Annotated in this window: 25 protein-coding genes; 3 read left to right on the top strand and 22 right to left on the bottom strand. The window is 41.7% G+C overall.

The window, feature by feature from the left end; genetic code table 11:
• The 20 genes from VM640_RS09785 to VM640_RS09690 form a co-directional block, all read right to left on the bottom strand.
• On the bottom strand, positions 1 to 602 hold a 602-nt coding region (locus tag VM640_RS09785), incomplete at its 3' end, for an RHS repeat domain-containing protein (protein WP_325391700.1).
• Positions 603 to 645: 43 nt separating this feature from the next.
• Positions 646 to 1,077: a hypothetical protein gene (locus VM640_RS09780; protein WP_325391698.1), complete on the bottom strand. Its 432-nt coding sequence runs from the start codon at positions 1,075 to 1,077 to the stop codon at positions 646 to 648.
• A 71-nt stretch (positions 1,078 to 1,148) separates the two neighbouring features.
• Positions 1,149 to 5,357, bottom strand: a complete 4,209-nt coding sequence (locus VM640_RS09775; RefSeq protein WP_325391696.1) for an RHS repeat-associated core domain-containing protein — start codon at positions 5,355 to 5,357, stop codon at positions 1,149 to 1,151.
• Entirely contained in the window at positions 5,311 to 7,677 is a 2,367-nt protein-coding gene (locus VM640_RS09770; protein ID WP_325391694.1) for an Ig-like domain-containing protein, read from the bottom strand. Before VM640_RS09770 ends, VM640_RS09775 begins: the two co-directional genes overlap by 47 nt.
• A gap of 394 nt (positions 7,678 to 8,071) precedes the next feature.
• Positions 8,072 to 9,151, bottom strand: a complete 1,080-nt coding sequence (locus VM640_RS09765; RefSeq protein WP_325391692.1) for a DNA cytosine methyltransferase — start codon at positions 9,149 to 9,151, stop codon at positions 8,072 to 8,074.
• A complete protein-coding gene (locus tag VM640_RS09760) occupies positions 9,139 to 9,669 on the bottom strand; it encodes a hypothetical protein (RefSeq protein WP_325391690.1) in 531 nt (176 codons plus the stop codon). Before VM640_RS09760 ends, VM640_RS09765 begins: the two co-directional genes overlap by 13 nt.
• Positions 9,670 to 9,769: 100 nt before the next feature.
• The gene (locus VM640_RS09755; protein ID WP_325391688.1) at positions 9,770 to 9,979 is read right to left on the bottom strand and encodes a hypothetical protein; all 210 of its coding nucleotides are present in this window, start codon (positions 9,977 to 9,979) and stop codon (positions 9,770 to 9,772) included.
• 32 nt (positions 9,980 to 10,011) lie between these two features.
• Complete coding sequence (locus tag VM640_RS09750; protein ID WP_325391686.1) at positions 10,012 to 10,224, bottom strand: hypothetical protein; 213 nt, start codon at positions 10,222 to 10,224, stop codon at positions 10,012 to 10,014.
• Positions 10,225 to 10,261: 37 nt separating this feature from the next.
• Positions 10,262 to 11,317 (bottom strand): DnaD domain-containing protein, encoded by a 1,056-nt coding sequence (locus VM640_RS09745; protein ID WP_325391684.1) that lies wholly within the window; start codon positions 11,315 to 11,317, stop codon positions 10,262 to 10,264.
• 59 nt (positions 11,318 to 11,376) lie between these two features.
• Complete coding sequence (locus VM640_RS09740) at positions 11,377 to 11,856, bottom strand: hypothetical protein (protein WP_325391682.1); 480 nt, start codon at positions 11,854 to 11,856, stop codon at positions 11,377 to 11,379.
• A 122-nt stretch (positions 11,857 to 11,978) separates the two neighbouring features.
• Positions 11,979 to 12,965 carry a phage Gp37/Gp68 family protein gene (locus VM640_RS09735; RefSeq protein ID WP_325391680.1) on the bottom strand — a complete coding sequence of 329 codons (987 nt, stop codon included), beginning with the start codon at positions 12,963 to 12,965 and terminating at the stop codon, positions 11,979 to 11,981.
• Positions 12,966 to 13,083: 118 nt separating this feature from the next.
• Positions 13,084 to 13,335, bottom strand: coding sequence for a hypothetical protein (locus VM640_RS09730; RefSeq protein WP_325391678.1), 252 nt, complete (start codon positions 13,333 to 13,335; stop codon positions 13,084 to 13,086).
• A 5-nt stretch (positions 13,336 to 13,340) separates the two neighbouring features.
• On the bottom strand, positions 13,341 to 13,991 hold the full coding sequence (locus VM640_RS09725) for a hypothetical protein (protein WP_325391676.1): 651 nt from the start codon (positions 13,989 to 13,991) through the stop codon (positions 13,341 to 13,343).
• A 32-nt stretch (positions 13,992 to 14,023) separates the two neighbouring features.
• Entirely contained in the window at positions 14,024 to 14,857 is an 834-nt protein-coding gene (locus VM640_RS09720; protein ID WP_325391674.1) for a 5'-3' exonuclease, read from the bottom strand.
• 13 nt (positions 14,858 to 14,870) lie between these two features.
• Positions 14,871 to 15,500 (bottom strand): sigma-70 RNA polymerase sigma factor region 4 domain-containing protein, encoded by a 630-nt coding sequence (locus VM640_RS09715; RefSeq protein ID WP_325391672.1) that lies wholly within the window; start codon positions 15,498 to 15,500, stop codon positions 14,871 to 14,873.
• Positions 15,501 to 15,757: 257 nt separating this feature from the next.
• Positions 15,758 to 15,889: a hypothetical protein gene (locus tag VM640_RS09710; RefSeq protein WP_325391670.1), complete on the bottom strand. Its 132-nt coding sequence runs from the start codon at positions 15,887 to 15,889 to the stop codon at positions 15,758 to 15,760.
• A 56-nt stretch (positions 15,890 to 15,945) separates the two neighbouring features.
• Positions 15,946 to 16,404 carry a hypothetical protein gene (locus tag VM640_RS09705; RefSeq protein WP_325391668.1) on the bottom strand — a complete coding sequence of 153 codons (459 nt, stop codon included), beginning with the start codon at positions 16,402 to 16,404 and terminating at the stop codon, positions 15,946 to 15,948.
• 601 nt (positions 16,405 to 17,005) lie between these two features.
• The gene (locus VM640_RS09700) at positions 17,006 to 17,914 is read right to left on the bottom strand and encodes a DUF5131 family protein (RefSeq protein ID WP_325391666.1); all 909 of its coding nucleotides are present in this window, start codon (positions 17,912 to 17,914) and stop codon (positions 17,006 to 17,008) included.
• 13 nt (positions 17,915 to 17,927) lie between these two features.
• On the bottom strand, positions 17,928 to 18,140 hold the full coding sequence (locus VM640_RS09695) for a transcriptional regulator (RefSeq protein ID WP_325391664.1): 213 nt from the start codon (positions 18,138 to 18,140) through the stop codon (positions 17,928 to 17,930).
• A gap of 42 nt (positions 18,141 to 18,182) precedes the next feature.
• Positions 18,183 to 18,416: a helix-turn-helix transcriptional regulator gene (locus tag VM640_RS09690; protein ID WP_325391663.1), complete on the bottom strand. Its 234-nt coding sequence runs from the start codon at positions 18,414 to 18,416 to the stop codon at positions 18,183 to 18,185.
• Positions 18,417 to 18,560: 144 nt separating this feature from the next.
• Here VM640_RS09690 and VM640_RS09685 point away from each other — a divergent pair, with 144 nt between their 5' ends.
• The 3 genes from VM640_RS09685 (at position 18,561) to VM640_RS09675 (ending at position 20,837) form a co-directional block, all read left to right on the top strand.
• Positions 18,561 to 18,959, top strand: coding sequence for a helix-turn-helix domain-containing protein (locus VM640_RS09685; RefSeq protein WP_325391662.1), 399 nt, complete (start codon positions 18,561 to 18,563; stop codon positions 18,957 to 18,959).
• Positions 18,960 to 19,060: 101 nt separating this feature from the next.
• The gene (locus VM640_RS09680) at positions 19,061 to 19,477 is read left to right on the top strand and encodes an ImmA/IrrE family metallo-endopeptidase (RefSeq protein WP_325391660.1); all 417 of its coding nucleotides are present in this window, start codon (positions 19,061 to 19,063) and stop codon (positions 19,475 to 19,477) included.
• A gap of 178 nt (positions 19,478 to 19,655) precedes the next feature.
• Positions 19,656 to 20,837: a site-specific integrase gene (locus VM640_RS09675; RefSeq protein WP_325391658.1), complete on the top strand. Its 1,182-nt coding sequence runs from the start codon at positions 19,656 to 19,658 to the stop codon at positions 20,835 to 20,837.
• Between the two features lie 83 nt (positions 20,838 to 20,920).
• On the opposite strand, the gene guaA is transcribed toward VM640_RS09675, so the two are convergent.
• Both guaA and hpt read right to left on the bottom strand, forming a co-directional pair.
• Entirely contained in the window at positions 20,921 to 22,453 is a 1,533-nt protein-coding gene (gene guaA, locus VM640_RS09670) for a glutamine-hydrolyzing GMP synthase (RefSeq protein ID WP_325391656.1), read from the bottom strand.
• 105 nt (positions 22,454 to 22,558) lie between these two features.
• On the bottom strand, positions 22,559 to 23,023 hold a 465-nt coding region (hpt, locus tag VM640_RS09665), incomplete at its 5' end, for a hypoxanthine phosphoribosyltransferase (protein WP_325391654.1).

Here is a 23,023-nt window from a genome sequence, read left to right as displayed (position 1 = left end):
GTAGTGGCTGAGCTGATTGTCACCGGGGTACTGCCATCCATCAACGTGAAGTCGCTTAGGGTTAATCCATTCAGTACAGGACTCAACGCTATTGTAATCCCACTGCTTGTCGTATTACTTACCGTTAAAGTTTCGGCTATCAGCCCAGGTACTACTACGTTTTGTGCTGCTCCGAAGTCATAACCACTTTTTGTTGCCGTGACCGTATACGTTTGACCAGCACTTAACGATGCGCTAAGTAGATAAGTTGCTCCGTTGTCAGTAGTTACCGCTCCAGTTATAGTTACTGGGTTGTTCGAACTGTCAACCAGCTTAAAGTTGCTTGTATTTAAGCCATCTAGTGCCGGGCTCAGCGCCAGAGTGATTCCACCGGTCGTCGTGCTGCGAACCGTCAGGGTTTCAGATATTAAGCTATTGGTTTTCGATATCATATTTCCAGCTGAATCATAATTATACGTTATACTTTGTCCTGAATCATAGGTAACAGATGTCAAACGGCCTAAGTCGTCGTAGCCGTAAGTCATCGCTAATACTGGAGATACAGAAATAAGAAATATAACCATTAAGGTCATCACGGTCTTCATTAGAAACATTCGTTTCATTTGAGCATACCTCTTTTCTTTAAACAACTTCGTGTAATTAGAACTAACCCATTCTATATTTCACCCCTAAATTAAGTAAGAAAGAAATAATACCAAAGGATGGCAGAGCAACATATATTGGCGCGGAAAAGACCGCTATCAACCAGTATCCAATTAATGGATTATATATAAACATAATCATAAATACAACTTTTCTCCGCGGCCACTTATATTTAATCGCTAAGTAAAGGCCTAAAATAACGCCTAATGCCATTAACGTCGTTGAGCCATAGGCTTTGAATTTCAAAACATTAAAGTTCAATGGTACTTGAATTAAATCAAAAATAAGATATCCTAACCATGCCAAAACCCATGCAATTAATCCACTCTGCAACATGTCTCTTTGCCATTTACGTAATATTCCCCAGACTAATATAAAAACTGCAGTAAAACTCATCATCAAAAATAAGGTCACAAAATTGGTATAATTAAACATTCTTACTTTCACTTCTCCCTGGTATTTCTCAGTACATAAACATGACTAACCCGAAATAGTTTATTTAAAGTTTATTTAAAGTTTATTTGATTATTTTGGGAATATATGTCCCCGGTTAAAGCATATTTGTACGCGTCAATTATTTTGGGAATATATGTCCCTGGCGCATTCAATATGTTACCTCCTAAATCAAAGATCATTTGGGTCCTATCTCCGAGATCGGCCATTTTTCCTAGGTTGCCCATCCTCATTCCAGGTATTAATGCAGCTGTGCCCCAAGCCAAGTTTGCTTTATTTTCCGAACTTGGGTCATCCCATGCAATGCTTACAGCAGTAAGCTCGGTCACTTGACCTGCCACTGTTGCTACAGTTGTTGCTCCACCAGCAACTGTAAGGGTTACTGGAGCGTCCACTCCTCCCAACGATGCCGCGGCAGAGACTATAGCTACTGTTGTAGCTCCGGTTGATGTAACATCAGAAATCTTATTTATGATTTTGACTCCAGGCTGAATATAATGATTTATATCCCATAGAGAGTTTCCTGTAGGATCAATATTACTAATGGGATTACCTTCTACATAAGCATACCGATTTAAACTCTTAATAACACCTATACTCCCCAACAGCGTATCCTGGCTAATAAACCTCTGTATCATCGGATTATAGTACCTAGCCCGCATATACAACAAACCATTATAATCACTATAAACTCCGTCTCTGCCATCAAACAGGAACTGTGTCGATGTTGTACCTGTCCGGTTTAATAGTGTGCCATATGGATCGTATTCCATCCGATCCGTGACTTTACCACTTTGATCCGTCAAAGCAACTGTGTTTCCTCTGTGGTCAAAATGATAGAGACTATAACTTGCTACATCTTCACTACTAATAAGGCCAAGACCATACACATAATATTTCAGGATGCTGCCATTTGCATCAGTCTCCATCAACACTTGGCTTAAGAACGCGTTCGGGTTTGTAATAAGCCTTGTCACATTTCCTTTGGCATCGGTCACAGCTACACGTGTACTCAACGCATCATAAGTATACGTTAATCCTCCCGCGCTTAATAAACGGTTCCGTGAATTATAGGTAAATTGAGTTGCTGTGTTACTTCCCAACGGTCCAGTCGTCATATTTCCGTCGGCATCATACATTACAGGCTGTCCGTTATACATTGCCAAACGGTTACCCGGGCCATACGTCATAGAGATGGCACTTGCTGTTGTAGTATTACTTTGTTCCAAGACCGAAGGATTATTTTCGGTCAGAATATTTCCATTGGCATCATACGTATAGCTGTAATCATTGATTACCGTTCCATCTTGGGCTACATCTTTTAATTCCAGAAGCTGCCCTTGTGCATCATAGCTTCTCGTTTCTACTGAGCCATCGGGTCGAGTTGTTGTCAATAATCTCCCATTGGCATCATAAGTATAGGATGTTATTTTGCCGGCCCAGTCAGTTACTCTCGTCATACGGTTGTCTTTATCGTAAGTATAACCCACGACCTTACCATTAGGATAAGTAAGAGAAGTTAAATTTCCTACCGCATCGTACTTATACTGAATTACATTACCATATACATCGGTATAACTTAGCGGTCGATTGAGTGCATCGTAAGATTTGGTAATTGTGCCAATCGAGTCACTAGCTGTGAGAAGATTCCCGTTCTTATCATAGGTATAAGCTATTGCCCCCGTAGAATCACTTGAACTAACAATCCGCCCAGCATTATCATATTGATATTGCGCAACTTGCCCCCTGCCATTGGTCATTTGAGAAACTAAACTGTTTGAGTTATATTGATAGCTAATGCTGCTTCCAGTAGTGCTGCTTATTCCTGTTAAGCGATCCAAAGCATCATAGGTAAAATTAGTTGGGTTATTATTCGGATCGGTTAAAGATATTCTTTTTCCATCTGAATCAAAGGCTTGGCCACTGATTCCACCCTCGGGATCGGTCGATGCGATCAAATGATTCGCATCGTCATATTGGAGTTGAGTCTTATGTCCTAAGGGATCAATCGTTGCTGTTAGGCGATTCAAAAGATCATACTGCTTGGTTATCTTGTTGCCAAAAGCGTCCGTTTGGGTTGTTGGGTTATTGAGCGTATCATAAGCTATAGTAAGAATTTGGTGACCTAGGGCATCCGTATTCCCCGTCAAATTGCCTACAACATCATACTGTGTTTTTATCACATTACCCATCGAATCAGTCATGCTGATCTTTCGTCCTGCATCATCATATTGATAAGTAATAATATTTGCGAGAGCATCTGTCACTTGTACTAAATGATTTTCGTTGTCATATTGGTATAGTGTTTTATTTCCAAGCGGATCGGTTTGACAGATAAGATTACCTTCCTTGTCATAGGTGTACGTTGTCGTGTTACCGTTTGGATCAGTAACGCTCAGTTTGTTGCCATTTGCGTCAAAGGTATAATAGGTGGTGTTTCCAAGTGGATCAATGATACTTGTGAGTTTATTGTCGTCGTTATAAGTCATTTGTGTCTGACCGTTATCCGGGTTTGTCTGACCAATTTTCCGACCCATTGAGTCATATTGATAAGATATCGTATTTCCGGCGGCGTCCGTTATACTTTGGAGTAGCCCATTAATATAGTTGTAAAGCGTCTTGGCGTTCTCGGGTGTTATTTTACTTTGCAAAAGGCCATTACTATCAAAAGTGTATGCCGTCTTATGACCTAAAAGATCAGTAACACTTGTTAAATTATGCATACTGTCATACGTAAAGGATATCGTTTTGCCTGCAGCATTTGTCATGCTCGTCAGATTATTATTCAAATCATAGGTCATCATGGTTATGTGACCTTGGGGATCTGTAATTGTTAAAAGATTCCCTTGAGTGTCATAGGTATAAGCAGTTATATTCCCATTGGCGTCCGTTTCGCTTGTTTTATTCCTGTTGGCGTCATAAGTATACTGAGTGGTATGGCCTAAGCCGTCTGTTAAGCTCAATAAATCATATTTATCGTCATACTTATAAACGGCAGTTTGTTTGTTTCGGTTTGTAATTGTGAGCAGCAAATATCCCGGCTGACTGCTTTCGTCGTAGCTTAAGGTAGTAATTTGATTCTTTGCATCACATTGTTTGATAATGCGTCCTATCGAATCATAGGTGTCAGAAAAGACTTGTGCTCCTGACGGGTTCGATCCCGTTAGGACTCTGCCAATACTGTCATAGGTGTATTTAAGTGTCCCATTCGGCTTGGAAATACTCACCAAATTTTGATTTCCATCATAGGTAAAAGTTACTGTTTGGTTTCCGGTATCGGTAACGGACTGTACCATTCCTGTTGAGTTATAGTTTATAGAAAATAATTGACCGGAAATAGGTTCAATTACTTGAACAAGTCTGCCCGAACTATCATAAGACATATTCAGAAACTGCCCATGTCCATTACCCAATTTTATTAACTTGCCAGTAGCATCAAACTGGTAAATACTATTGTCTTTACGAGTTAAAGTAAACGAGCCGTCAGCATTATTTACCAATCGATCATAGTGAATAGACTGATCTTGGGGAACATAGCCATCTCCAATTAGTGCAAATGTGTTAAAACGATTGATAGACCAATGAATAAGTATATTGCCACTGCTTTGAGCCTCTAACGAAGCATTGTAATTACTCTCCCATCCATACCCAAAAGAACCTGGCTTTAGTAAAAGCGAATTATAGTGTAGGTCAAACGAAAAAGGTTCCGCTCCCTGTACTTTTAAAAGAGTTTGATCTAAAACATGAGCTCCAGTAGCAGTATCTATTGGCTCACCATAATACCTTGCGGAATCCTGTATTCCTTTGGGATCCTGTATTTGAATCTCAGAAATATTGCCAGAAATGCCAGTTCCACCGTTTGTTGGAATGTTCGACACTTGGACGGGAATAAGAGAATCACTTGTTGTCCCATTGCCTAGTGAGCCATACATTGCACTTCCCCAAGCCCAGACGTGATCGAAACTGTCGAGCGCAAAACCGGTGTTTCTACCGCCCGCAATGGCAACGATATTTGAAAGGTTGGAGACTTGGACGGGAACAAGGGAATTATTTTCCGTCCCATTACCTAGTGCCCCCCCATATCCCCAAGCCCAGACGTGACCTAAACTGTCGAGTGCATAACTGTTAGCCCATCCGCCCGCAATGGCAACGATATTTGTTAAGTTCGAAACTTGGATAGGAACATTGAAATAACTGTTCGTCCCATTGCCTAGTTCATCCCCCCCCCCAAGCCCAGACTTGGTCGAAACTGTCAAGCGCATAACCCTTATAAGATCCACCCGCTATTTCAACAATATTCGTTAGGTTCGTGACTCGGACAGGGACTTTAGAAGAATAACTGTTCGTCCCTATGCCAAGTTCACCATAAACCCCTCTACCCCATGCCCAGACATGTCCAGTATTATCAAGCGCATAAGTAGACACATCTCCGCCCGCAATAGCAACAATATTCGAAAGGTTTGAGACTTGGACAGGGGTGGTAGATCCATAAAACCTGTCTCCATAAGAATTTACCAATATTACAACACCATCGGTCCCATTACCTAGCTCTCCAAAAGACCCAGATCCCCAAGCCCAAACGTGTCCAGAACTGTCAAGTGCATAAGCATTATTATAACTTGCAGTAATGGCGACAATATTCGTTAGGTTGGAGACTTGAACGGGGACAAGGGAATTACCTACTGTTCCATTGCCTAGATTGCCGTCCGAGCCATATCCCCAAGCCCAGACATGACCGAAACTGTCGAGCGCATACCCGGTGTTTCCACCGCCCGCAATGGCAACGATATTTGAAAGGTTTGAGACTTGGACAGGAACGCTGGAACTATTTGTCGTCTCATTACCTAGTACTCCACCCCCCCAGGCCCAGACGTGACCAGTTGAGTCTAAATAAAAGGCAAATCCGTTTCCTCCTGATGCGATCTTAGGCGTTCCTACGCTTTCTGATAAGGCCGATAACGTTCTTACTGCACTTGATTGTTTACTTTCACCATTGGCATACACCGCGCTTACTTTGTAATAATACGTGGCACTAGACGTTATCCCTATCTCTTTGTAACTTGTTGTCGTGCTTGTTCCAATCAACGTGAATGTACCTGTAAAACTCATGGAACGATAAATATTGTAGCTTATTGCTCCGTTTACTGGGCTCCATGTCAAATCTATCTCGTTTGAACTTGGACTAAACCCAAACAAGTCTATATCCGCAGTAACTGCGCTCGATTGTCCACCTTCACCGTTGGCGTTCACCGCGCTTACCTTATAATAATATGTCGTGTTAGGTGTTAGGCCTGTATCGCTGTAGTTTATTGTTGTGCTCGTTCCAATCAATGTGAATGTACCCGTAACGCTCGTGGAACGATAAATATTATAGCTAGTTGCTCCATTTACTACATTCCAGAACAAATTAACCTGAGTCGCACTGATGCTATAAACGCTTAGTTCAGTAACCGTTTCCACAAGTGTTGTCGCCCAAACTACATTCCCCGAATATGCACCTTCACCGTTGGCGTTCACCGCGCTTACTTCGTAATAATACCTCGTATTAGCCGATAGCCCTATATCGCTGTAATTTGCTGTCGTGCTCGTTCCTATCAATGTATATGAACCCGCTATACTATTTGAACGATAAATATTATAACTTGTTGCTCCACTCATTGGGATCCAGTTCAAATTGGTTTGAGTAGAACTTGTGCTAGATACGTTCAATCCTATAACCATCTCTGGTACGCCTATAGTAACTTCACAGGTCGCTGTGTAATTCCCATCTACAGTCTTTACTGTTACATTTACCATCCCTGCTGCAATTCCCGTGATTTTTCCTGTACTATCTACTGTGGCTATTCCTGTGTTACTACTTGTCCAGGTTACATTCTGATTTGTCGCATTTGTTGGTGTTATCGTTGCAACAAGAGTATCACTTGCTCCTACTGCTATACTGTCACTGGCCTTGTTCAAACTTACCCCAGTCACAGCGTTCGAAGCTGTAACGGTTATTACACAGTTGTCAGTGTAACCCCCATCTACCGTCTTCACTGTTACATTTACCGTCCCTGCTGCTATTCCCGTGACTTTTCCTGTGCTATCTACTGTGGCTACTCCCGTATTACTGCTTGTCCAGGTTACATTCTGATTTGTCGCATTTGTTGGTACTATCGTCGCAACAAGAGTATCACTGGCTCCTACTAGTATATTGTCACTGGTCTTGTTCATACTTACCCCTGTCACTGAAATGCTCGGAGCTGTAACGGTTATTACACAATTATCAGTGTAACCCCCATCTACCGTCTTCACTGTTACATTTACCGTCCCTGCTGCTATTCCCGTGACTTTTCCTGTGCTATCTACTGTAGCTACTCCTGTATTGCTGCTTGTCCAGGTTACACTTTTATTGGCCGCATTTGTTGGTGTTATCATGGCAACAAGAGTATCACTGGCTCCTACTAGTATATTGTCACTGGTCTTGTTCAGAGATACCCCTTTCACCGAAGCGCCTTTAGCAATAGCAACGTTTGAGAATGTTAATAATTGCAATAATATTATTATGAAGAGACATAATAACTTGTTTGATAATTTATGCATTTGAAGTTTCCCCCCCTAAAAATTCGATATTTTAAGATCACAATTATTATTATTATAACTACTTATTTTTCCTTTACATACAGAATTTTGTCGGATACAATTGTCGAAATCAGTTGTATGTAAGCGTTTAATATTCGGGTGCATGGTCACCTGTAACTACGTTTGAGAAAATATCTCCATGAGATAAGAATATGGAGGTATTTTTTGTAAACGGTGGAACAAATAGCGTTGCATAAAAAAACTTGCCCCGATTTTCAGCGATTGAAAATCGGGGCATAACGTTTCTAGAAAAATCCTTCGGCTGCAACATCCTTGATGTATTTATATTGTTTACGGATTAACTTCTTGAACTATGAATCCGTTAGTTCATCTTACTTGTTGGTTCCTTCTTCGACTAAACAATGACTCTCCCTGCAGAACGAATTGTCTGAGATGCTTTATTCCAAGCCTGTACCCCGTAACCACTTGGGTACATATTCTTTAAGTTTAACCTTGGGTCCGCAATACAAGCAGCAGTTGATCCATTGACCTTCGCATTTCCTGTTACTGTATGACTAGGTCTATTCCAATCCTGAACTCCATGTGAGCCTCCTCCCCTTGGAATATGTTCGAGCCGATATTCTTTCGGGGCAATCTTTTTTAAATCTCTCCAATCCCCGCCTGCCGATATTAACGCTAATCGAACCCAAGTTTTCCATTGAAGGCGCGGTAATTTGTGCATTGGTCCTGCTGAAGGGGCATCCGGCATGGGAACTTTATTTAGAATTTCACCAATTGCTTTAACTCTTTGTTTTGGCGGCTGATATAAGAAAGTCGATACTTTAGACAGATTACGCGCAACGAGTAAATATCGTTTACGATGCTGACCAAGGCCGGCAATTTCTCCACAATCATGGGGCAGTCCATTCACTGCATAGCCATAGTCCTCAAGCATCCCCATAATCGTATGAAGAAGTTTCTTTCCCCTGCTCATAATTCGGGGAACATTTTCTAAGAAGATAAAGGATGGAAAATCATCTTTGAACGCTTCTAACGCTAGGAATATCCCGCGAACAGTCAAGCGATTAAGAGCCTGGTACTTGTCGGTCTCGAAGGTTTTCTGAGGTAGAAGTCCACTGAATCCCTTACAGGGGGGAGAAAGAAAGATAAGATCTGGATATTCATAATTAGCAGCCTTTCGAATATCTTCAGGCGTTGCATCACGCCATGTTTCATCTGGTTCTTGCCCATGAAATGCAATATAATCCCTGCGTTCAAAAAGATCCATGCAAACAGCTTTATCTCCGGTCAAGTATTCGTAATTCTCGCACGCTCTTGGATCAACATCGATGCCGCATAGATTTCTAAAATTCCCTTGTAACCCCGCCAATTTTACATCGGCACGTCTAAAACCAAGTCGGCCACCGCCACTTCCACAAAACAAATGTAAATCCTTAAATTCATAAGTTTTTTTAACTTTGTTCAAGCTATCCATCTCAACTCATCTCCAAAATATTTTTGACTTCCTTTCCTTGCCTGTTGGATCAGCGTCCGTTTTAATTTTCGTAACCATGTTCTATGGCATTTATCTTGGCCGACAAACCCACTTTGATCAGCTACGGCCCGATACTCTTTAAGTTCTCTACTCATCCAGGCACGGGGCAAATAAAGCCACAAGGGATCATATTTGATGGAGAGCTTGTCCGCCCAGCAGAGTTTGCTTATTTCTTTTCCGTTAACCTTTGTATAGGACCGGCTATGACCGAGAATTAAATCCTGGTATTCTGAACCACAGATTTTATTCACGATCCGAGCTCCTAGTTCCGGATGTTTTAATCCTTCTTCACCATCCATATCCGGTTCTCCAAAATAACCCCAATCATGAACAATGATACACACGATTTCCTTCCACGTTGGTTTCCCATAAAGATTAACCCAAGCCAGATAAACCGTGTTAGGGTGCCAAACGAACTGATGAACTCCGAATAGTAGGCTTCGAGTCCCTATTTCCACTTTGCTTCCCCCTCTTCTTGTGCCCACATGACGATACGATCTAGAGCCGTGAATAAACCGATTAGGGTTATTACTTTGATCATTTCCTCGCTTCTTTCCTTTACCCTATTTTTTTCAGGCTCCCATCTTCGGTAATAGAATACATGATCACTTTATTACCGAAGGTGACAAACTCCGTACAACAGTCCGGGCAATAATACCGATCACGCGCTATTTTACGGATTTCCCGGCTGCAGCAATTGACACAATAAGTTTGTTTTTCAGAATTGCTTTGGATTGGCTTCACTTGGCTAATAATTCTTTTATTCAAACGTTTCCTTGCCACTTTCTTCACCTTTCTGTTTAAACTCTGCGGACGTATTTTAATAAAACCGGAAGAATATGCTCCTTACGATCGCGGACATCTAGTCCTGTATGTTTCATAACTGTCATATAAGGCCCTTTTACCACCTGAAGAACCTCTTCTGGCTTTGTGACATGTTCAACATAATCACCGACCCCTATTGGCTCATTTACAGCGTTCAAAATGTCCGCAATAGTCAATTGAGTCTCCATCTTCGTCACTCCACTTTCTATGGCTTAGACGATCGGCCTAAAGATAAAAATCTTTATATTTATCGTTTTCTATGGGTTTGGCCTCACTTGCTTTCTTTGTTTCAGGCGTTTTTCTCCGTTCTCTACTTTTCTTGAACTGATCATTGAGTTCAGCTATTTTCTCTACAGTAGTCACGTTATTCCTGAGATAGTCTAAAATTATCGGCTCCAGGTAGCCCAGCGTATAATTTTTCATCATGATGCATCGTTCAAGTCCGGTGATTACCAGTTCATCGGGGTCCCGGCTTCCATGATTTTGAAATTCAATGCACCATTCCCTTATCTTATTTTTTTCAAAAGGCTTAAGTTTGTCTTGAAAGTTTTCTTCAGCAAAAGTAATCGCCCGATCACCTATAAAGTTAGTTCCTCCATTTGGTGGTTCAAAGGCACGGGATGAGGTTTCAGATTCAAGGTTAATGATTTTCCGATCGATGTTTTCTGCAGCAGCTGCAGTAACAGTAGTATTAATACTCTCTGGTGTATTCTCTGGAGTAATCTGTGGTATCGTCGTGTCATTTTGGCACAGCCCTGTGTCATTTTGATTTGAGCCTGTGTCATTTTGATACGGGGGTGTCTCATGGCCTGTGTCATTTTGATACGGGCCCGTGTCTCCATGCCCCCCCACTACAATGCCCTCTAATTGGGATAGATTTTCGTAATTAAGTGCAAACCACCGGGTTTTATCATAAGTGTGCTTATTGTAGTTCCCTTCGATAATGAAACCTTTATCGATTAAAACATTTGCAGTCCTATTGATCGTTGAAATACTCCAAAAAGTAAAGGCTTTCTCCTGCATCTGTCTCACACTTTGAAAGGTCCATTTTCGGCCATCTATGATATTTTTCTCTGGGGCTATCCTAATCCAATACTCAATTTGCAAGAGCATTATAGACTCATTTAAGCCGATCTCGTTTGCTAATGCAGGAGATAACCTCAGGGAAAGTTCGTTAAGGACAAATATACGATTATTATTTCGGTTAAGATTAGGTTTTGAGCAATCCCTCATCTGATTTTCCCCTCTCTGTCCTTTTGCGAAGGTTTTCTTTATCAGCATAATAGATTTAGAACCTATTTCACTGACAATAACCCACAGCTCAATTAATGTATTGAACCTTATAATTCAATGTTTTTAGCCTCCACCAGAGCTACTTTTAGCCCTATTCCGACGCATGCCAAAGCCAAAATAACTAGAATTGAGGCGATCCAAAGTAGAGGCCACCCCAGAAGTAGCTGAGAAACTGCTAAAGCTGCCAATACCTGAACTGTACGAAATGCTATGCTAGCTCGTCTAATAAAATTTCGATCGTCTTCTACTGTATTTTCAATAGGGGAAAGATCATTTAAATTTTTTAAAGTTGCTGATCTGTATAAGAACCAAAGAACAATAATTAATCCTATAAAAATAAGGATTAGTGTATCCCACCATAAAAATGCAGTTTCGATGGTATGAGGATGGTAAGTGCTTAACCCCAAAGCCCTGATTCTCTTGAGAAGTTCAGTTAGTTCCAACTCATTAAATATCAAATCAATCTGAGGTATTGCCATAAAGCTTCTGATTAGGTTTTGCCAGAAGCTTACCAATTGGATTGTCATTGTGCAGCCTCCTAAAAGGTTTCCTCTGCAACGATCAAAGGAAAAATATGCTCCTTTAGTTTTCCTCTCTCTGTTTTCCAATGATCTCCCGTTAATTCGAGAGTAAGGGTCATATATTTATCTTATAAACGTACTTTAGGAAATTCTCCCCATGTCCGGCCATCGATTTCACAGCCGGATCTCTTTTTACCAATCTTCCATGGCGATGGATTATCTTCACTCCAACAATTTTCCGTACCATGATGACATTCCCAGGCCATATAGGTGTTTTCGGGCATTTGTGATGGGGCACAATACTCTCCCCATGACTTAAAGAAAAAAGGTATATTTGCAGATTGACATTGGTCTCTTAAGCTCCGTATCCAATCTGTATGACACGGCCTGGCTCCTGGACCCGTTTCTCCACCGCAGATTACCCAGTCAAGTTTTCGTCCTTCTGCATGAGGCTTCGGAAATCCGTGAAAACCATTTAATGCGTCGATAGATGTAACCCTTTCATAATGCAAATTAGTCAAATTCACAGGTCCCAACAACGGCTCCATACTAATGAACCTCACCGCTGCCGGTGTCTGCAAAAGCAAGGGAATCCGTTCATCTGCGACAGCTTGGTTTTCAACTGAAACACCGAGCCATACATTAGACAAAGGCCAATGCAAATCACAATCAAACTTCCCTGCTTCGCTTTGAGTTAGATCAAATACTTTTCTTGCAGTGTACCTTGGGTTATCAGGAGAAAGATATTTCCTCATTCGTTCCGGACGTTTTGTTAAAATCATAAAGGTATGTTGTGATGCGTCTGCCATTGCCGCAAAAACCCTGTCTATAAACTCATCTGGAACATCGTCATGGAATAAATCACTCATGGAATTAACGAAGATCCTACGCGGCTTTTTCCACTTCAATGGCTCATCCAGTTTTTCCGGGTGCAACGTTACCTTAAAGGAATCGTCCTTTGGATATCCGCACCTTCCAGCGAGTCGTTTCGACATGCGTTCAGCATAACAATTCCGGCAGCCCTCGGAAATTTTTTTACAACCCGTAATCGGATTCCAGACCATACCCTTCTTTCCATCTGGACTATTTAACCATTCAATCTTTGTAATACTCACTTATATCCACCGCCTCTCAGGTACCGTTAAAATTATTAGCAATAACCTTTTTAGTCTTATAAAAGAGTGATAAAATATTTTTGTAACATTTTGTAATGCCGTTTCAAACGGCTCTTTTTCATTTATTGCGATTAAAGGGGAAATAGGGCTCTTTGTCGCCAGTCTCGTGATCCAAAGCATACAAGACAAGGTTTTTTATATCCGTTCTTCCATGATCTATACATTGACCAATCCATCCGAATAAGGCAGCTTCATATGCATCGGTATTAACATATTGAGGCAGATCACACCATGTATGACGTGCTTTATTGAGTTCATTTTTAGCCGTACTTTCATATTCACCTTTCATCTGCTTACCCCCGCCTTTCACATTAATTACTCCCAGATCAGGCCGCCTTTAAATCTGTAGGTAAAGCCTGTTCTTTCTAGTCTTTTCTGATATTCGAGCTGCTTTTCTCTAAATTGCTCTAAGCCTTTATCAGAAAGTATTCTGTCTCCTGGCCCAGCTCCGTCAAAACCAATCCCGTTTTCAATATCCTCTTCAGTCAGAATAGTAAATTCGCAATTACCATTAACCCACTCAGCAAATTCTTCTTCTAGATATTCAATAATGCTTTCTAGCCTATATTCTTTAAGGTGGCTGTATGGGGCTTTAGTTAAGTCATCCGGAGTATTTTCGCCAAATATCTTCTCTACATTCCATTGACTAAGCGTTGCATCTCGATAGAACTTGTCCCCAGCATCTATATACACTTGATCGCCTTGGGTATCAATTTCTATGCCGATCATTTTTGATTTTGCAGACCCATAAGCACATCTTTCAAATTCATTATTAATCTCGATCTCGGAAATGGGCACTCCTAAATGCTTTTTAGGATGGATATTAAATAAATTAATGGCAATACGCAAATGTAATCCGGGAATATTTACTTCGTGATACTGAGGAGTATTGACAACTTCGGCACTTGTTCTTGCTGGGATTAAATAGTGGCCAAATTTCATATCTTCCCGTGTGATACAGTACATTTTTGTTCCCCCTAACTCTGTAGATAGTTTGCTTAAGCGCATAATTTCTGTAGGCCTAGGGTTCGTATTGTTAACCTTGCAATATCAGACGTAATATTTATTGGTCCTTCAGACACGTTAAGATGGATCTCAGTCTTTATGGTTGCAAGTTCGCTGCTCAATAACGCCTGGTCTTTGTACATGAGCAACATTCTGGCCTGTCTTGGTTTTAATAAATCAGGCTTTTTTAGAAGGTCATTTAACGTTAATCCCTGCTGGAGGAGTGGCCAGACTGTTTTATCTCCTATCCCTGGCACACCATGTATATTGTCTGAAGCATCCCCGACTAAAGCTTTATAGTCCAAAATTTGGCCGGGTTCAATTTTAAATCGTTCTTGAAAAATCTGAAGGGTGAGCAACTCCTTAGGTTTTTTTATGGGCCAATATTCCACAGATACGTTACGTGAAATCAGCTGCCAAAGATCACGATCGCCAGACACCACAGAAACAAGCTTGTTCTCAGAAGTCGCTTGATCCGCAAGTGTGCCAATGCAGTCATCCGCCTCGAAGCCGGTTGCTTCAATCTGACTAAGGCCAAGATTATCCAAAGCTTTCTTGGCCCGAGCTATCTGCTCTAGCAATTCTGGAGGAGACTCACTGCGATGGCCCTTGTAGTTTGGATATAATTCATGCCTAAAAGTCTTTCCTGGGGCATCCCAACAAACAATAATTTGACTCGGATGCCATTTGAGATAATGCTTAAGAGCAACACTTGCTACACCTTGAATACCTTGAATTGGGCTTCCTTTCTGATCAAGTATCTGCGGCCTACCATAATGTGAACGAAATAAAATATTGTTACCATCAATCAGTACAATATCAACCAAAACTGACCCCCTCCTAAAATATTGCTAACTGCTCAAAAGAAACTTCAGTTTTTTTACTTATTTCACATGCTTTAACTGTTCGTTTGCGATGAATCGTCGGTGGAAGATCAAATCCGGATATAACCATCTGCTTTGCCGGTGTCTCAATTTTCTTGAGCATTTTTGCACGCGCCCTCAGCAAGTATGTTGAAACATTTTTGGCTGTACAATTCATGTACTTACCGGCTTCCGTAGGTCCAAGGCCATGGAGCCAGACCATTGTCACAGCTTCCCATTCATTCGCTGAGAGATCATCCATAAGCTCAATAACTCGCTCAGAAGTATTTTGTTCTACAAACTCAAAAGGATCATTGAAGTCTGTTTTTGCCGCCAAATCTAGTAATGCAGGATCGTCAAACAAGATTTCCTCTTTCGAATGCTGCGAAGAATAACTTTTAGATAACTGAGGTTTATAGCCAGGGTAGTGATTTCTAATGTAGTACAAATCCTTAAGCCACTCTTTCACAAATTTTGCTTTTACGGGATCATATTTATCAGATTTAAGTTTCTTCTGTACTTTAAGTCCCAGCTGCTTCTTTCGTAGATCTTTTATTGCTTTTTCAACGTCTTCAAGATCTGAATTAAATATCGATGTTTCTTGCATTATTATCCTCCTTCCTATATCCCTAACTTAGTCATAGGGTTTAATTCCCTGTTTATAAAAAAGGTTATAGAAAATACACCTCTTTTATGGTAATATGTTCCAAAAGAAGTAACAATCATTATACGACTTTTTCCAACGAATAAGGGCGTATTCTGGTTTTTATTGAGGTTGCTCTAATTTATGGCTTCTGGTTTATAGTCTTTCTCCCTATTTAATATCTACAAACCAGGGGCATTAAGCTTTTAATCGTAGTACTCTTACCATGAAATGATACCTTTATATCTCAGAAAAAAAAGAACACCCGCAACGATAATACCCGGAATAATAAGCTGACGATCCAAAGCAAATAAAAACATGCCACCAAAGATTTCAAAAAACTGCTTTATCATCTAATTCCCCCTGGCTTGAGCTCTTTATGGGGTGCCACTAATCTCCTAAATAGTATCTACAGCTCTTCACCTTTCTCTAAAATCTTTTTCACAAGGGCTAAACAGTCATCCTTACTCTGGTTGGTCTTACCCTCATTTTCATCAATATAGCTTTGATATACGTCCTCGAAATAGTCCTCATCATCGAGCATGTCGGCCATATCCTCCAGGGAAAGGCCATTATTGAAAAGATAATATCTAAAATTAGTGTAATAATCACTTGATCCAAAGGCTCTCTCGTACCATCTATCGGCATAATCCCGTTCATCAGAACCGTTGGTGTACCCCCATCCAGTTAAGTCACCAATGAAGGATGATAAAAGTTCTTCTGCACTCTCGAAACCTGCTTTATAGGCTAGGGATTTTAGGCTTATAAAAGCCTTATTCGTAAGGTTTATTTTCAGGTCATCCCTGACTCTAATGGATTTCAAATCCTCATTTTGCTCATTAACCCTCTTAGCGTAATAATCATTCATGATTTTTTCTCCTTTCGCACTCATTCCCAGCAAAGCCAGCCGAGGACTGCTTTGGTTCGCTGCTGCCTAATCAGAAGGCAAGCCTTAAGATCTTTTACTAAACCATCAGGTCTATTAACCGGCTCAAGTACGATATAACTTGGTGAAAGAGATATGGAGATTGATACTCCATAATAAAAATTCAGGCAACTATAATCAGTGACTCCAAAATCATCAGTTTGAACAATCATTGAATGCCCAAAAAAGATCGAAATAAAAACGGATAACTGTAATCGGCAATTGTTTCTTCAAGGCATCGGGTTATTAAGTTCCCCCTTTGATAGGTTGGGTGATATCAGGATTAAGCATAGACATCTTTATTCACCTTCTATACCTAAATTGTAAATTTTATGGTAAAATATGGTTAGTTATTATCTACTCGTGGATTTAGTCTCGCTTCTATTTCACTTTTACAGCTGCATCATCCCACGATCCTAAACATTCTTAATTTCGCATGGGCTACTGGATGCTATTGCGGCCTGTAATTTGGAAAAGCACTCCGGGCAGGCATATCCCAGTCGGATTACTCCCTCGCCGCGCTTTACCCTGTATAGGAGGGCAATCATCTCTTTCTTGGGCCGGTCGGTTCCGCAGATACCGCATGGTTCCCACAGCTTCTTTTCAGCTTTTGGCTTATTGGCTTGTGAAGCAGCTCAGGCGGGAATTCCTGAACAAACTCTTCGCCCATCAGCTTACGGAGGGAATCTTTCATGAACACCGGGATCCCGACATCCTCTCGACATTGCCTGACGACATTCTGGACCCATTCCTTTTTGGGAGAGATCTTTCCCTTCCGACGGCCGGTTTCGGCGCCGATGATAACCCAGTCAATGTTTGGCCGTAGATCTTTTTTCAGATCCAAGAATACTGGCTCGTGAAGTGGCTCAATGCTTAAGAAGCGGTGCCCTTCCTCAAAAATCGATAGCTCAGAAATTCTTTCAATATCCTTTTGGCTCGTGACCGTAGTTCCAAACCAGAACTTAGAAAAGAATTTATAACTATCCTGACTTTCCCGGTCCTCGCAGACAAAGTTGTCTATGGCTTTATCCAGTCGAGAGGGGTTTTTGGTGAGAAATAGGTAATTATGCTGATCATATTTCTCACAGGCCCTGAATACTTTCTCAATCCAATCGTCCGGTACCCATTCCCCAAACAAATCGGCCATTGAGCAAACAAAGATGTTGGCGCTGTTTTTCACATTTCCCGGCCAATCCAACCGATATTCATGGAACGTTGGGGCAAATCCAAAGGGATAACTGATAGACCTGTCCTCGCGGATGATGAATGGTTTATCAAGCACATACAGCCCCTTCTCCTTGTCGCCCAGGCAACGCTCATCGGTCAGATTCAGCCGGATATCTCCGGAGAATCTGAGTGATTGCCTCCTGGCAAAGCAGTAAGGGCAATCAAACTGGCATCCGGTAACCGGGTTCCAGGTATAATCAGTCCAGTCAATTCGTGAGCGATTCACTATGCTTTCCTCCTTAATTGGCTGCAGCCGTCAGCTGATCAGTAGGAACAATATCAGCGGGATCACAGTAAAACTTTTCAAGGAAATATTTCTTGGGTACCTTGCCGGAAACAGTGATATATCCCTTTTTCTTAAGCTCTTTGTTAAGATCCTGAATGATTTTGTAAGCTTTGGATCTGGAAACACCAAGTAGAGCCACTACATCTTCAACATGGTAAAACGCCATTGCCGATTCCTCCTTTGCCTCGCGTCATATAATAGTTAAAATTTATCCGGCATCTTCTTTGCAAATTGCAAAGTTAAGGGCGTGATAAATTTGATCCAGCGATGTATTAAGATATCTGGCAAGAATTATTGCCTCTTCGAGACTCACTTTTCTTTTACCACTAAGCTTCAGTGATACTGTACTTTCATGAAGTTCCCATAATTTTGCTATTTCCCTTTGTTTTAATCCCGCTTGATCTACCATTTCTTGAAGTGTTATATCGTAAATATCTTCCATGTGTAATCACCTCCAAACTTTGCATTTCGTAATGTTTAATTTAATTATATTTAAACTTTACATATTGTCAAGTGAAATCTTTGCATATTGTCACGTGATATTTGGTTAAACTTTGCGTATAGTAAAGAAGTAAGGGGTGATACCTTGAGTTTATTAGGATCAAATATTAGAAAGCTTCGTGAAGATAGAGGATTAACTCAATCCCAATTAGGGGGAAAAATTGGTTTAGCTGAATCAACAATCTCTTTATACGAGTCAGGCAAACGTGAACCAAATTTAGATACAGTTCAATTATTTGCTGATTTCTTCGGGTATTCTGTTGACCAACTTTTGGGTCGTAATAATTTATTTACTTCATCGCCCAAGCCTCTTACCCTCGAAGAAGAACCAACACATCAAGATCTCGAAGAGTTCCTCCATACAAGTAACGTACAATTCAACGGAGCTCCTCTCGATGAGACGGATAAAGAAGAAATTATCGATGTCTTGAAATATGTTTGGAAGAGACTCCGGAAAGACAAAGATACACCCGAAAATAAATAAATACCTCTTGAAATAATCAAGAAGCTACTCCGTTAAAACTGCGGAGTAGCTTCTATTCATATTATTCATCATCGACAAAATTCAACAAAAGAGGTGACAAAATGGACTATATTCGTCAAAAAGTTGAAAGAATCGTTAACGAAAATATGACCAATAATCCGTTTGATCTGGCTCAATCTTTAGGGTTAAGTGTTTATTTTTCTCCTTTCAGTAAGATAAAAGGAATGATTATCTCAGCATTTGGGAGAAAAATTATTATCGTCAATTCGTTGCTTTCTGAAGAAATGCAGTGTTTTGTCCTTGCCCACGAGCTCGGTCACCATGCTCTTTCCCCTTCTGGATCTGGCTATTTCTTTATAGCAGAAAATTCCCTAATGGAATCGAGAATAGAATACGAAGCAAACCGATTTGCAGTAGAGCTTTTAGCTGGAGATGAGGAACCCGAAGAGGGGGAAACTGTTGAACAATTCGCTAATCGTCTTTGCATTCCCTCAGATATGATTCGACTGATTCGGTAGGAATCATACTAAATTAATAATCAAAAATGCACCTAGAATTAGTATTCAAGGTACATTCTAAAATAAGGAGGAGTGGAAAATGCCAACAATTGAACAATACACATTAAACTGAATTAGCGTATAAATAGATAATGCCCCACCCTTTCGAGGGCAGGGCTTTTTTAAGGAGGCTGATTTTTTGCCGGCGAATAAAGATGAAGAACGAGGCACCTGGACCTCCCAGTTTTACTATACTGACTGGAAGGGTGTAAAACGAAAAAAGAAAAAACGCGGGTTTAAGCTGGAAAGAGACGCTAAAGACTGGGAAAGGCAATTCTTGCTCAAAGTCGCCGGCAGCCCCAATATGACCTTTCAATCACTGGTTGATCTCTATTATGAAGACTTCGAGAACAGGGTCAGAGGATCTACACAAGATACCAAGAAAAGCATGATCGAGACGCACGTCCTGCCAATCTTTAAATCAAAAATAGTTTCTGAAATCACAAATGCCGATATCCGGCGCTGGCAGAACCTTATGTTAAAGATGACCAACCCCCGTAACGGGAAGCCGTATAAGCCGACATACCTTCGGTCCATCAACAGCCAGCTGAGCGCAATCCTGAACTTCGCAGTGGAATATTATAACCTACCTAAGAACCCCTGCAACCGGGTGAAGGCTATCGGCAAGAAACGAGCCGACGAGATGAAGTTCTGGACGCTTGAGCAGTTCAATGAGGTCATCGCCGGGGAGGAGCATCCCGGGTACCACGCCGCTTTCATGACACTCTACTGGACCGGAATCCGGGAAGGCGAATGCCTTGCCTTAAGCCCTAAGAAGGTACTTGACTCCATTCAGTCCCTTGACATTACCGAAACCTTCAAGCGCAAGGACGGCGAAGACATCTTCGATGATCCTAAGACCGAGAATAGCGTCCGGGTCGTTTCCATGCCTGACTTTCTTTACCAAGAGCTGAAATTTTACATAAAGGCGCTCTACGGCCTGGAAAAGGATGACCGAATTTTTTACTTCACGAAAACGGCGCTCAATAAGGAACTGGACCGGCTGGCAGAAAAGGCCAAAATCGAACGGATCCGGGTTCATGATCTGCGGCATTCCCATGTAGCTCTATTGATTGAGCTGGGGTACAGAACCCACGCCATCGCCAATCGGATCGGCGACACTCCGGAAGAGGTAGACCGTACCTATGCTCATCTTTACCCGAATAAAGGCCAGGACATCGCACGGGAGCTCAGCAAACATCAAAACGGTATTGTCCGGGGCTCTGCACCCCTCGATGACGACGGCGAGGTGTATAACGAAAAAGATGTCGCAGCGAGCTTGCAAGCAGAGCGCGTTTTCCATGATTTAAAGGTAGTTTGAGCTTATAGAACCAAAGTAGAGCCACGGGCAAAAAAATAAAGCAGGAAACCCTTAATTCATGCGGGTTTCCTGCTTTTTCGTTACTATTCCCACTCAATCGTGCCAGGTGGTTTCGAGGTGATGTCATAGACGACTCGGTTGACCCCTTTGACTTCGTTAACAATCCGGGTCGAGATCTTCTCCATCAGGTCATACGGCAGTCTCGCCCAATCCGCCGTCATCGCGTCTTCACTGGTCACTGCACGGACAATGATGGGGTATGCGTAAGTGCGTGCATCACCCATAACTCCAACGCTCTTAATCGACGGTAGAACACCGAACGTTTGCCAGAGATCCTTATAAAGCCCTGCCTTCCGCACTTCGTCGAGAATTATGGCATCTGCTTCACGCAGAATATCCAGTTTCTCCCGGGTTATTTCTCCCAAAATTCGGATAGCAAGTCCCGGACCAGGGAACGGTTGGCGACTGACAATTTCATCCGGAATTCCTAATTTCGTTCCGACTTCCCGAACCTCATCCTTAAAGAGCATCCGCAAAGGTTCGATCAATTCAAACTGCATATCATCTGGGAGACCCCCCACATTGTGGTGAGATTTAATCGTCTCGGCGGTTTCGGTACCGCTTTCCACGATATCCGGATAAAGTGTTCCTTGAACCAGGAAGTCGACTTGACCCAATTTACGAGCTTCATCTTCAAACAGACGAATAAACTCGCTCCCAATATTTTTCCGTTTGGTTTCAGGATCGGAAATTCCTTCGACCTTGCTCATAAACCGCTCACTCGCGTCCACAAAAACGAGATTTAAGTGAAATTGCTCTGTGAAAGTCTTCTTGACTTCGACTGCTTCATCTTTGCGCATAAAGCCATGATCGACAAAGACACACGTAAGTTGATCCCCAATTGCCTGATGAACAAGTACAGCGGCAACCGAAGAATCCACCCCACCGCTCAAAGCGCAAAGAACACGACGTTGACCTACCCTTTGGCGAATCTCTTTGACTTGAGCCTCGATAAAGGAGCCCATATTCCAATCGCCTTTGCAACCACAGATATCCCATAAAAAGTGTTCCAACATCTTCTGACCATCTGGAGTATGCTTGACTTCGGGATGGAATTGGACCGCATAAAAGTTCTTTTTTTCATTCAACATGGCTGCAACCGAAGTCTGTTTGGTATGCGCTGCGACTTTGAACCCTTCCGGTAAAGATACAACCGAATCTCCGTGGCTCATCCAGCATTGACGTTCTCCGCCAAGACCTTCCCAAATGCCCTTGGCTTCATCCACCTGGAGGATTGCTTTCCCATATTCCCGAACTTGCGGATTTTCCACCTTACCCCCGAGTTGAATCGTCATCAGTTGCATGCCATAGCAAATCCCGAGAATCGGGATCCCTAAATCGTAAATCGATGGGTCGACCTTAGGCGCTCCTTCCTGATTTACGCTGGCTGGACCACCGGAGAAAATGATACCCTTCGGATTACGGGCTCGAATCTCTTCAATCGGAGTTTTATAAGAAATCATCTCTGAATAAACATGGGCCTCCCGTACTCTGCGGGCAATCAATTGGTTATATTGTCCCCCAAAGTCTAAGACCAGCACTAATTCTTGTGACATGAAATAACCACCCTTTTATAAAATAGAAAAATAACTGACGATCCTAGTCTAACCGTCAGCATTTGCTTTACCCTCAGAGGAAGGTAATTTAAACTCTATATGTCCTTAGGCGTGTTGATAGGCTTCAGGTTTCAGAATTCCAATATAGGGAAGGTTACGATATTGCTCATTGAAATCTAGACCATAACCGACAACAAAATCATCAGGAATCCTAAACCCATTATAATTCGGAGTGACATCGACTTTACGACGATCAGGTTTATCCAATAAGGTTACCACTTTGACACTTTGGGGATTGCGCGCAGTTAAGTTCTCCTTAAGATATTTTAAGGTTAACCCTGTATCGACAATATCTTCGACAATTAAGATATGAATTCCTTCAACACTCCGCTCTAAGTCTTTCATAATCCGAACGACCCCAGAAGATGTTGTTGATGCCCCGTAACTGGAAACGGCCATAAAATCATACGTCAACGGGATCTTGATTTGCTGGATTAAATCCGCCATAAAAGGGACGGCCCCTTTAAGAATAGCTAAAACTAACAGGTTCTTACCTGTATAATCACGGGT

Source organism: Desulfitobacterium sp., assembly GCF_035539115.1.
Classification (GTDB): Bacteria; Bacillota; Desulfitobacteriia; order Desulfitobacteriales; family Desulfitobacteriaceae; genus Desulfitobacterium_A.
This window is presented reverse-complemented; position numbering and strand designations above follow the sequence as displayed.